3 protein-coding genes are annotated in these 12,398 nt (G+C 72.5%); all 3 read left to right on the top strand.

All coding sequences use genetic code 11. The annotated features are described in order from the left end of the window. The first annotated feature begins 112 nt into the window (after nucleotides 1-112). Nucleotides 113-547, top strand: a complete 435-nt coding sequence (locus tag ACFV4F_RS35180) for a YbaB/EbfC family nucleoid-associated protein (protein ID WP_380441775.1) — start codon at nucleotides 113-115, stop codon at nucleotides 545-547. Further along, a complete protein-coding gene (locus ACFV4F_RS35185; RefSeq protein WP_380441773.1) occupies nucleotides 540-839 on the top strand; it encodes a hypothetical protein in 300 nt (99 codons plus the stop codon). The genes ACFV4F_RS35180 and ACFV4F_RS35185 overlap by 8 nt, the downstream gene beginning before the upstream one ends. A 73-nt stretch (nucleotides 840-912) precedes the next feature. Then, nucleotides 913-12,288 carry a hypothetical protein gene (locus tag ACFV4F_RS35190; protein WP_380508797.1) on the top strand — a complete coding sequence of 3,792 codons (11,376 nt, stop codon included), beginning with the start codon at nucleotides 913-915 and terminating at the stop codon, nucleotides 12,286-12,288. Nucleotides 12,289-12,398: the final 110 nt, after the last annotated feature.

The following is a 12,398-nucleotide window of genomic DNA, read 5'->3' on the forward strand; positions in this document are numbered from 1 at the left end:
GAACGCGGGCCGCCGCCCGTCCCGTTGTCCGGAATGACAACCCCGAAAGCCGGCGCGCGCCGGGCTCCCTCCCCCGTGGGCCCGGTGCGCGTCCTTGTCCGAGAGGAGCCCGATGGCCGTCTCCCCGTTCGCGCAGCAGATCGAAGAGGCCATGGAGACCCTGCGCGTGCAGCAGGCCAAGATCGAGGAGGCCACCCGCAAGCTCCAGGCCGAAACGGTCTCCGTCACCTCCAAGGACCGGATGATCACGGCCGTCCTCGGCGCGCAGGGCGAGGTGGTGTCGCTGACCTTCCACACCACCGCCTACCGCTCCATGGCCCCGGCCCAGTTGAGCGCGGCCCTGACCGACGTGCTCAACCGGGCCCGGGCGGACATGGGCGCCAAGGTGACGGAGTCCCTGGGCACCTTCGAAGGGCTCGGCGAGATGCTGCGCACCTCGATGACCGGCGGCACCGAACTCGACGAACTGCTGGCCCCGCTCCAGGCGATGCGCCCGGGCCCCGGCGCCGGCGCCCGGCGCGAGCGGCAGGAGGAGTTCCGTGGGTGAGTTCAAGGCCACGGCCGAACTGGGCGGCTCGTTCGCCCAGTTGGGGTCGATGACGACCCTGCTCGACCAGATGAACCGCCGGATCGGGCAGATCGACAAGTACAACAAGAACTCGGCCGGCCACGACGAGATCGGCAAGAGCTACCACGAGACGGTCGACGGGCCGACCAAGAACCTCATCGAGCTGATGGACCAGGTCGGCCAGGTCGTGCAGAAGCTCAGTGAGAACGGCGGGCACGCCGCCAAGCTCTTCACCAAGACGGACGACGACCTGTCCACGACCGTCAAGTAAGGCCTCCCGGACGCCCCGCGGCGCCTCCGGCGACCCGGCCGACGCACTTCGTACCCCTCAGGAGTCCCCCGCCATGTCGATCGAGATCCCGGTCGGGCTCGCGAACCTCTTCCACGGTCTGACCGGCATGGCGTGGCCGGAGGCCAAGGAGGACGACCTGCGCAAGGCCGGGGACTACTACCTGCTGGTGGGCAAGAACATGCCGCAGCTGGAGGACTACGTCCGGCAGGCCGCCGCGTACTGCACGGACAACATCGCGGGCCAGGCCGGTACGGAACTCGCCGCGGCGGCGGGCGCGCTGGTCGGCGCGGGCGGCAAGGACAACGCCCTCGACCTGGCCGGCAAGCAGTGCACCCAGCTCGGCCAGGTCGCGCACGACACCGCCAACCAGGTCGAGTACGCCAAGTGGATGACGATCGCCCAGCTCATCCAGCTGGCCCTGGAGATCGCCTGGGCGATCGCCGCGAGCCCGTTCACCGGCGGGGCGTCCCTCGGCACGATCGTGGCCGCCCGGGCGGTGGCCGAGGGCGTGATCCGCAAGATCCTCGCCTGGCTGATCGACCGGATCGTGATGCACACCGTCGTGAGCATCACGGGCGGTCTGGTGATGGACACGATCATCCAGCTCATCCAGATCGGGCGCGGCGACAAGACCGAGTGGGACTCCAAGTCCACGCTCCAGGCGGTCGAGTTCGGCGCCCTCAACGGCATCGTGGGCGGCCCGCTGGCCCTGCTCGGCGGCGGGCTGACCAAGCTCTTCCGGGGCGTGATCGGCAAGAGCCTGGGCAAGGAGGCCGGCCGCGTCCTCGGCGGCGACCTCGCCAGGGTCTCCAACGGGCTCGCCAAGGACGGCCTGGCCGGCGTCCTGTCCAAGGACGCGGCCCGGACGATCGGGGAGACGGCGGCGAAGGACCTCGCGAAGGGCGCCGGGAAGACCCTGGCCAACGAGGCCGGGCGCAGCGCGGCGGACGCGGCCGCGCGGGACGCGGCGCGGAGCGCCGAGCACGCCCTCGCCAACGAGGCCGCCCACGCCGTCGCCAACGAGGCCGCCCACGCCGCGGCGGGAGCGGCCGCCCGGGACGGCGAGAAGTGGCTCGCCAGGGAGTCCGCCGAGGCCTTCGGCAACGACCTGGCGCAGACCATCGGCCGCTACTCCCACGAGATCGGCAACGCCTTCGCGGGTGGCCTGCGCGAGCTCGGCAAGGACGCGGTGGCCCGGTTCGAGAAGGACGTCGCGCAGGTCTTCGAGCAGCACTTCGGCAGCGTCCTCGGCAAGGAGGAGGCCACCCAGCTCGGCAAGGACTTCGCCCACGCGATGGCGGTGAGCGGCGGGCGCGGCGCGGCCGAGCACGAGGCGCTGCGCACCGCGATGCGGGACGCGCTGGGGTCGCGCGGGCTGAGCTCGGAGGGGGTCGATCACCTGGTCGAGCAGGTGCCCGGCCTGCTCGACAAGGTGGGCGGCAACACCAGGCTGTTCAGGATGGGCGTCGCCGTGGGCGGCTACCTCGGCGCCGGCGTGCAGAACGGCCTCACCGAGGGCTTCTACAACCTCACCTTCGGGCCCGACCACTCTTTCTCCGTCACGTGGGAGACCTTCGTCTCCGGCATGGCCATGGGCTTCGTCGGCCACATGGGCCACAAGGGCGTCGCCCCGCTCGCGGAGCACTACGGGAAGTGGGTGAGCAAGAAGCTGGCCGACCCGAACGACACGGGCCCGGGGGTCCAGTACCTGCCGTGGAACCACCCGCTCACCATCCTCTCGGCGGTGGCGAACCTGACCGGCCGGTCCGCCCCGTTCCCGGTGCCGCGGCCGAAGCCGCTGACGGGCGGGCCCGAGCACGTGGGCGGGGCCGCGCACCCGGAGGTCCCGAAGGCGGGGAGCACGTCGACGGTCGGGGGCAAGGCGTCGTCGTCCTCGTCGACCTCGTCCTCCTCGTCGTCCCGGTCGTCGTCGGAGAAGGCTCCGACCGCGCCGGTGCCCGACTCGGTGAAGGTCCAGGGCGGCGCGGAGCACCAGCAGCCGTCCGAACACGAGACCGGCGGGCAGCAGGGGGCGGTCAAGACCTCGTCGGAGGGCGGCAGTTCGCCGTCCGCACCGCCGTCGAGCGAGCCTGAGGCACCGGTGCACGCCGCGACGGCGGGCGGGGAGCCGGGGCAGGTCGCCCCGCCGACGCGGGTCGCGACGTCGGGGTCCGTGGCGCCCGAGGCACCGAGGTCCGTGGCGCCCGAGGCGCCGAGGAACGTCGACGTCCCCGTCCTGCCGGTCGTCGAGGCGGCCCCGGACGCCACGCCGCCCCACGCCGCCACCGCGGCCGGTCGCCACCTCCCCGACGGGGGCGGCTGGCTCCTCCACGACACGGGCGCCAGTGCGCCGCGCTTCCCGGCGGACCTCGGGAGCGTCCTCGGTCGTGCGGCGGAGGACGGCACCCGGTTCCCCGTCGTCGTGCACGTCGGCGAGAACGGCCGGCCCGTGCTGGACGGCCGGGAGATCCCGCCGGAGCGGATGGCCGACCTCCTCCGCCGGCGGGAGGCCGACGGGGAGTGGGAACCCGCCGCCCAGACCGTCGAGTTCCTCGGCTACGGCGACCGGCGCGCCGTCGACCCGCAGTACGTCCAGCACGTCGTCGACGACCTCGCCCGCTCGCCCCGGTTCGCGGACGCCCAGGCGCGGACGGGCGGGAACGGCACCGGGCCCGTGTTCCGCAGCGCCGAATCCGCCGAGCGCGCACGGGTGTTCGACGAGTCCTCGCCCGACCGGCGCACCTTCGGCGACCTCCTGCGCACGTCCTCCGACGGCGACGGTCCGACCGCCGCCGAGCACCCGCTGCTGCCCGATCCCGCACGGCTGCACGAACTCACCGCCGCCGAACGGGCGGAGGCGTTGCGCAACCTGCCGGACGAGCGGCGCCGGGAGCTGGCGCGCGACGCGGCCGTGATCGAGAGCCTGAAGAAGCTCGGCGACACCCGGGAGTTCGCGGAGACCGCCGCACACCTGATGGTCGACTCCGGCCCCCGGACCGGCGGGTCCGGGCCCGCGCACCGGGAGGCCGTCGAGCAGGTCGCCCGGATGCTGCGCAACCGTCACGTCGCCGTGAAGCTGCTGGAGGCGGGCCACCGGGTGGGCGCCGTGCCCGGCGGGCACCCGACGACGACCCACGACGTCGCCCACGCGGTCCTCGACGTGCTGCCGACCCGGGACCGGGCGATCATCAGGGAGGCCTACCGGACCCGGACGGAGGGCGGGGAGCAGGGGGCCGGTGCGGGGCAGCGGACGGGCGACGACGTATCCCGGGGCGAGCACGAGTACTTCGCCCGCGTCACCGAGGGCTACCTCGGCACCGACGGCGGGCCCGACCGGGTGCGGCGGAACGAGCCGCCGGAGGTGTCCGCTCTGCTGAAGCGCCTCTACGGCAAGGATCCGGTGCACCCGAACGACGGCACCGGCCCGCACCTGGCGCCGTCCTCCCCGACCGAGCAGGGCGGGCAGCCGCACCAGGTCGCCGCTCCGGGCCAGGGCGACGGGCCGACGACCTTCGTGGCGCCGCGACTCACGAGCGGAGTCAGCGACCTCATCGGTGGTCTCGGCACGGACGATCGACCGGGCAACTCCGCCTTCGAGAACGTCACGAGGAACGTCGGGGCCGTGCCGAAGCTGTCCGAGGCGGACTACCTGGCGTTCCTCAAGCCCGGTGAACCCGATGCCCTCCCCCCTCTTCGACCGCTGGGCTTCGTGGTCAGCGCCATGACGAGCTACAAGAGCGCCGGCGAGATCAGGACCGTGATCGAGCGGATCATGGAAGGCTCGCACGGCATGGACCGCCGGGTGGCCTTCGTCATCGGCCTGAACGCCCCGAAGGGCGAGGAGGCGGCCCTCGCCGCCGCCGCCCGGGAGGCCAGGAACATCGCGGCGACCATGGGCGTGCCGGTGGCCGTCGTGAAGTCGACGTTCTCGTGGCTCAAGGTCAAGGGGGAGGAGGTCTTCCCCTACGGCGAGATGCGCAACGCGCTCCTCGACAGCGCGCCGACCCACCAGCTGATCAAGGCCATGATGGACAGCGACCTGCATCCGTACCTCGCGGTGCAGGACTACGACATGGGCTCCCGCAAGGTGCCGTCGGGCAAGCACGTCTTCAACTTCGTCGAGGACACGCTGCACCGGCCGCAGCCGCACCCCGACCACTCGCCCACGGGCACGGGCGAGCAGACGGACCACCGGTTCGACCTCGACGACGACGCCCTCGACCCCAGCCGCCCGCTGGCCTTCGTCGGCGGGTACCGGATGCCCACCGAACAGGCGGACCTGGACCGGCTCGTCGCCGATGTGGAAGGGAGGTTCACCAGGAGCGGGAAGCAACTCCCGGCGCAGTGGCTGGACGCCCGAGGCCGGGCGGAGATCCTGGAGCAGGTGAGGCTCGCCGTCGAGACGGACATGCTGGAGCGCGACTGGCAGGCCTCGTACGCCCCGCTGCTGCCCTACGCGCCGGAGCCCAACCTGATGGTCGACGGGCCGGCGGTGCTGCTGGCCGACGGGACCGGCACCCAGGCCCTGAAGTGGGGCCCGGGCCGGGCGGAGTTCGAGGAACTCGGGCGCGGGCTCAACCGGATCAACGCCTGGGAGCTCGACCGGTACTACCGGAACGAGCTGGAGGGCAAGCCGGAGACCGTGGCCGTGCCGAACAGCACGCGGTCCACGAAGACCTCCACGCCCCTGGGCCAGGGGCGGGACGAGATCGTCGAGAGGGTACGTGCCGACGCGTCCAACAACCGTCTCCCGAACCGCGGTGAGGCCTTCCGTACCGACTTCCGGGGCGGTGCCACGGTCACCGACCTGTCCCGGCTCGTCGTGGACCACCTGGAGAAGCTGGCCGCGTACAAGGGCAAGGGCGCGGGGCCGAAGATGGCGCTGGGGCAGTCGCACGTCGGCCTCGCGACCCCGTCCGCGCGTCTGAACAGCAAGGACTTCCGCCTGGGCGACGGCGATCCGAACTCCTCCGCCAGGTCGGCCCGGCACACCATCGGACTCGGGCCCTACCGGGAGGACTACGGGAAGAACCTCGCCGACCGGTTCCGGAGCGAGGACCGGCTCAACCGGTCGCACCGGGAGCCGGCCGGGGACCGGAACGCGATGGTCCCGGTGGACCCCGCGAGCTACAAGACGACCGAGGCGTGGCAGAAGGAGATGGTCAGGACGCGGGTCGGCCGCGACTGGCTGCTGGCCGGACAACCGGGCCCGGACGGCAGCGCGATGCCGCCGCACCTGATCCCGAGGGACGGCCTGGGCAGGCCCGAGTTCGGGCCGGGCGGGCTGACCAAGAACGTGCTGAGCCACTCGACGTCGGCCCCGCTGGACCCGCGAGGGCCGTTCGCCGGCATCAAGGCGGGCATCCAGGACGAGCACAGACTTCCGACCGCCCAGGCGCTGGCCCTGTCGACGGCCGCCATCCGCCTCGGGCGCCGCCTCGCCGACCTGCGGTTCAACCCCGAGCCGGGGCGCACGGCACCGCGCGCGGAGGACGCCGCCGGGCCCTGGAGGATGCCGACGGAGCCGGCGCTGCGCGAGTACGGCGGTTTCTACCGGGCCTTCGGGCACCTCCGGGCGGAGAACCGGCCCGGCGGCGCCGCGGGGCAGCCCGCCGGTGCTCCCGGGGAACTGCGGGCTGCCGTCGAGGAGGTGCGGAAGGAGGTCTTCGACTGGATGTTGAAGCCCGCGAACCTCGAACGGGTCACCACCTACGCCCGGGAGAAGGGCGTGAACCTGGACGACCTGTACCTGACGATCGAGCACGGTGAGGACCGGACCGGTCCGACGGGTGACGTGCTCCCGAAGATCCTCGCGTCGATCCGGAAGGCGAAGCTGGACTTCGGCACCGGGGAGCCCGTGCTGCCCTTCAAGGGAAACCCCAAGAAGGTGATCAGGGTGGACGGGCCCGGGGACGGTGACACCGCGATGGACATCGATCACGCGACGGACACCGGTACCGCGATGCACACCAGTACCGCGATGCACACCAGTACCGCGATGCACACCGATGCCGCGATGGACATCGACAACCCGGCGCCGGAGGGGGCGCCGGAGCCGGGCCCCGCCGTCCCGGGCGGCGCGCCGGCGCCCGTGCGGTCCGTCCACGAGCTGGAGCTCCTCGCGCCGGAGGCCCGGCGTGAGCTCGCGCGCGACGCACAGTACGTCAGGGGCCTTCGCGAGAGCCTGGAGCCGGAGGACTTCGCCGAGGCGGCGGCCCGGCTGATCGTGGACGTCGACCCCCGCACCCACCAGCCCGTCGCGGCGCGGCACGCGGCGTACGAGCAGGTCGCGCGCATGCTGCGGGATCCGAAGGTCGCGGAACGGCTCCTCACGCAGGAGGTCCGGGTGGTCATCGTTCCGAGGGACGTGCCGATCACCGAGGTGGCGGGCCTGGAGCACCTGAACGACCTCCCCGAGGTCGACGGCCGGCCCTGGCGGACCGTCCGGGGCGTGCAGTCCAGGAAGATCGTGGTCGTGACGGAGGAGAACCTCCTCGGTGCGACGACGACGCTCGGACGGGCCTCGACCCATCCCGAGGGCTACTCCACGACCACCCACGAACTCGCCCACGCCATCCACAAGTTCGGCCTGACGGGCGACGAGCACGCGCTCGTCAGGGAGGCCTACCGCGGCAAGCGCCAGGCGGACGGGCTGACCGACCTGTTCGGCGAGGAGCCCGTCGCGGCGTGGCCCGACGGCGGGCGACGCAATGCCGCCGACGAGCTGGTCGGCAACTACTCCTCGGCCGACGAGTACGAGTACTTCGCCCAGCTGAGCAACGCCTACCTCGGCACCAACCACGGGAACGACCCGAGCACCCGGTTGGCCCGCAACAACGGCGCCGACTGGGTCAGGCGCAACGACCCGGAACTGCTGCCCCTGCTGGAGCGCCTGTACGGCCCCGACCCGCAGGCCGGCCACCCCGCCCCGGCCAACCCGGTCAGCCGCACCCGTGCCGAGGAGGAACTGTACGGAGGCTTCCGGGAGTTCATGCGCACGGCGACCGGCGAGCCGCACCCCGAACCGGAGGGGCCGAGCCACCCCGTCTCGGAAGCCGACCTGATCGAGCTCGCCCTCAACCCCGCCGCCACCACGGCCCACGGAGCTCACGAAGCCCACGGTGTCCTCCTGTCGCCGGAGGGAGAGGACCCGAAGCCCGTCGTCCTGACCGACGAGGAAGTGCTCAGGCCCCTGGTCAACGAGATCCTCCCGGGCCCGCACCCGGGCATGACCTTCGCCGTCGGGCACCTGCGCCTGGAGGGGCAGGACAAGGCCGGGAACCCCTACGTGTGGACGTCGAAGCGGACCAACAACGGCGCGAAGCAGTTCCCCGAGCTCAATGACCGGACCCGACTCGACGAGCTGAAGGCGCAGTCCTGGCCCGAGGACGAGAGGGCGATCAAGCAGGGGAAGGGTTACCAGAGCGCGGAGAAGTGGCGGGCCGAAAAGGTGGCCACCGTGCTCCGCGAGGCGGCCGCTCAGCACAAGGCCGCGTCCACCGGACTGACGGAGGCGGTCGCCGGGTACAAGTCCGCGTTCACGGCTCTGGACACCTGGGTCACGAAGCCCGCTGAAAGGGAGGCGGCCGGAGAGCACTTGGCCGCGGTCGCCAAGAAGATCGACGATGCGGTCGCGCTGGCCGCCACCGCACGGGAGAGGACCACGGAGGACGAAGGGGGCAGGCCGAGGGATCCGCGCGAGTTCTGGAACAAGATCGAGCTGGCGGAGACCCGCCATGGCGAGGCGGTCGAGCTCCACCGGCAGGTCGTGGACATCCAGGAGAGGGTGAAGGCCGCCAGGACCCGGAACGAACCGCGGGAGACGATGGCGGAGTTGCACAAGCGGGCGGCGGACCTCCACAAGCAGGCCTTCGAGAAGTTGAAGGAGTACGCGCGGGCCGAGGACGAGGTGGCCGCCGAACTCCGGAAGCCCGCTGCCGACCACTCCTTCGGCTACCAGCGGAAGGACGCCGAGGTCACCCTGCTGAACGCGGCGTACCGGCAGCTGGAGAGCTGGGGTTTCAAGGAGAAGAACCAGGTGTCCGGGACGTTCACCGTCTTCTCCACCAAGGGAACCTGCGAGAGCTGCAAGGACGTCGTCCGCGACCTCAACCAGGCGTACCCCGGGATCCGGGTGGTGGCCGCCTATCCGAAGGACGACGGCAAGGTGCCGCCGAGCCGGGAACTCACGTTCGGGGGCGCGAAGATCAACGTCGCCATCCCCTACGGGTACGAGCACGTCGACGGGACGTTCGACGTCACCGTCACGGACGACCGGGGGAGGAAGCAGCGCCACCAGATCGCGTACAAGACCGTCGCGCCCGTCGCTCGCCCGAGCGACGCGGCGACGACCGCCGGGGCGGAGTCGCAGAAGCCGGAGGCGGGGGCGCCCGAGTCGTCGTCGCAGCCCGTGAAGCCGCAGGCGAAGGGCGCGTGGGGCAAGCCGGCGCCGCAGTCGTTCGGGCAGCGCGAGCATTCGGGCCCCGACGCCGAGCACCCCATCGCCGACCGTCCCGGCAGCGCCGACGCGCCGTTCTGGCCGGCGGGCGAGGCACCGGACCCGGCCACCGCCGACGCCCTGGCCCACTTCCCGCACGACCCTGCCGTCCGGCTGGTCGCCCTGCACACCAAGGACGCCCAGTTGCCGCTGAGCCCCCGCCGGCTCGCCGACCGGCTGGTCGAGTGGCACCGGAGCGGCGGCTGGGACGGCCGGACGACCCTGCGGTTCGTCGCCTGCGACCTGGCCTCGCAGGGCGGCCACACCCAGGTCGCCGAGGTCCTGGCGCACCTGGCCGAGCACGGGCTCACCCCGGAGATCCACGCGGCCACCGGCCCGGTCTGGTTCGTGCCGGACCACGGGAACCCGGACGGGCCCGGACACCTGCTCGTGGCCGCCGACGTCGGCATCGACGCGCACGGCCGTCCCGTCGTGGTGCCCGGGGGCCACTGGGTCGGCCACCGCCTCGGCGAGGACGGCACGGTCGTCCGCACCGAGCTGCCGTCCGGGGACCTCCCGCCGGGGTACCACGCGGCGGAGCACCTGGCCGGCCCGGGTGAGCACCACCTGCGGCCGATGGAGGACACGGCACGGTTCGGGGGTCCGGGCGGCCAGGAGGAGAGTTCGTCCTCGGGCGGGCATCGCGAGCAGCCGGAGAACGGCAACCTGGTGAGCGTCGATTCCGACGGCTTCTGTCTCCTGCGGGCGGTGGCCACCAGCGATCCGCGCGGCGTGGCAGGGCTGTTGACCGACCACGGGCTCCACACGCTCGAAGAGCACGAGGCCCTCCGCAGGGTGGTCGAACAGTACCTCGCAGCTCGGGATCCGCAGGGTCTGCCGAACGAGATCACTCACGCTTACCGCGTCCTGAGGGGAGATCCGGCCGCTCACCTCACCCGGGACGACTACGCGGGACTGGTGGACGCCGTCGCCAACTGGCGGACCCACTGGGCGACCGCCGAAGGAGAGATGTTCGCGCCGCTGGTGGCGCACGCGCTGGGCATCCGGTTGCGGATCGTCACCCCGGAAGGCCGGCAGGCTCCCGTGGAGTTCGGCGACCCCGCCCACCGCCAGGTCACGGTGTTCTACTCCAGCAGCCGCAGCCACTACGACGCGAGCGACCTGCTCCACCGTCCCGAGGCGCCGGAGCGTGCCCAGGGGCTGGTGACCCAGCTCGAAACGGGCCCGGACGGGAGGATCTCCAACGTCACGGTCGTCGGCCGCCCGCCCTCCCCGTACAGCGGCACGATGGGTGACCACTCCACGGCCTTCGCCGTGCAGGTCGCGGCTCTGACCAGAACGCTGCGGGCCCACAGCCCCGCGGACGCGGTGACCGGGCTCACCGGCCTGATCGGGGCGGTGCGTGAGCTGCCCGGCGCGCGGTTGACCGACCACCTCCCGCCCGAGCACCGGCGGAGGCTCGAGGAGGCCGAGCGCGAACTCCGCGATCTGCACTACCTGCTGACCCGGGTGAGGAATCCGGAGTTCGGTACCTCGCTGCTGCAGCAGTTCGCGGACGCCTACCTGCACTACCGCGAGCTGATCCCGCTCACCACGATCAACGTGCGGGAGGTCAGCCCGGCCACGGCCGGCAAGGGCAAGGCCGAGGCCGGTCCCGTACGGCTGCTGGCCGACTTCGAGGACCGCGCCGTCAACCGGACGCAGGCGGATCTGCAGGACGCGGTCCTCGACCTGTTCGACACACAGGCGGCGGCCTGGGTGGTGGCCGAACCCGATCCGCACACGCTGGGCAGGATCGCCCCGGGCATGCCGGACTCCGCCGGCTTGGAGCAGCGGATGAACGAACTCGTCCAACAGCACCTCCGGTCGGTCGAACTGGCCTTCCCGGATGCCTTCGTCGCGGCGTGGGGCCACGGCGATGAGGGCCGTGAGCGGGCGGCCGTGCAGTTGGCGATGCGGATCCGGCCGGCGGTCCGGCAACTGGCCGACAAGTACGTGCAGGAGGCGAAACGGATCATGGGCCTCCGCGAGGGTCGCTTGGAGCGGCTGACCAGCAGCCTCACCACGAAGAAGGAGCGCGCGGAGATCCCCGTTCTCAGGAAGGAGATCACCGACCTCGGCAATCTGGTCGGGCAGTTCGAGCAGATGCAGCTGGACGAGCCGATGACCGCGGGCGCCGCGCCCGGTCCGTCGTCGGGTCCGGCCGCCGCGGAGCACTCCGGGACGCCGGCTTCCACCGATCACAGCAGTGAACCGGACGAGGACGCCCTGCTGGAGGAGGAGCGGGCACGGTCTCCGCTCGCCACGCAGGCCGTTCTCGGACCGGACGGCGTGATCCGGCAGGTGCTCCTCGCGGGCCGCAGCCCGTCCCCGTTCTCGGGCACGATGGGCGCGCACACCACCTCCTGGGTGGTCCACCAGGACGTGATCCGCCAGGCCGTCACCGGGGAGGGGATCCCCCAGGCCATGCTGAACCTGGCGCGGGTCGCCCGGCACGCCGAGCGGCAGGAGAACGAGCGCGTCGGGGCCATCCCGATCGAGCCCTACCACCGGGAGAGGCTGAACACGGCTCGTTCGGAGCTCGCCGTGCTGGTGAACGACACCGAGAACGGACGCGCCGAGACGTCCCCGCAGGCTCTTCAGCGGTTCGTCAACAGCCTGCTCACCTACACCAACTACATACCCGGAGCCACCTTCGAGGCGGCCGTCCCGGACGGCCGCCGTGAGGCCCACCACCGCGCGATGCTGCGGGGCGGGGCCAGGAACGCGGGCGAGCTGGCGAGTGCGGTGATCGGTCTGCTCGACCTGCACGACGTGCCGGACGGCATCGCGCTCGTCATCGCCGGGCACCACATCGAGCTGATCAGGGAGGCCTACCCCGGGGTCTACGAGGCAGCCGGACTGGGGGACGCGGCGGCACTGCTCCGGCGAGTGCGGGCGGCCGAGCGGGCCCGGGAGGACCGTGGCTAATACCCGGGGGTCCCACGCCCGTGGCGCCGGCGCCGCGGGAGGCCGCGGCGCCGGGCCGGCCGCCCGCCCTGGACAGGCTCTCCCAGCGGGCGGGGGGGTGGGGGTGCGAG

It is taken from the genome of Kitasatospora sp. NPDC059722, assembly GCF_042733235.1.
Classification (GTDB): Bacteria; Actinomycetota; Actinomycetes; order Streptomycetales; family Streptomycetaceae; genus Kitasatospora.

Coding starts and splice junctions, on each gene's coding strand:
- ACFV4F_RS35180 (WP_380441775.1), top strand. CDS start 113: ATGGCCGTCTCCCCGTTCGCGCAGCAGATCGAAGAGGCCATGGAGACC.
- ACFV4F_RS35190 (WP_380508797.1), top strand. CDS start 913: ATGTCGATCGAGATCCCGGTCGGGCTCGCGAACCTCTTCCACGGTCTG.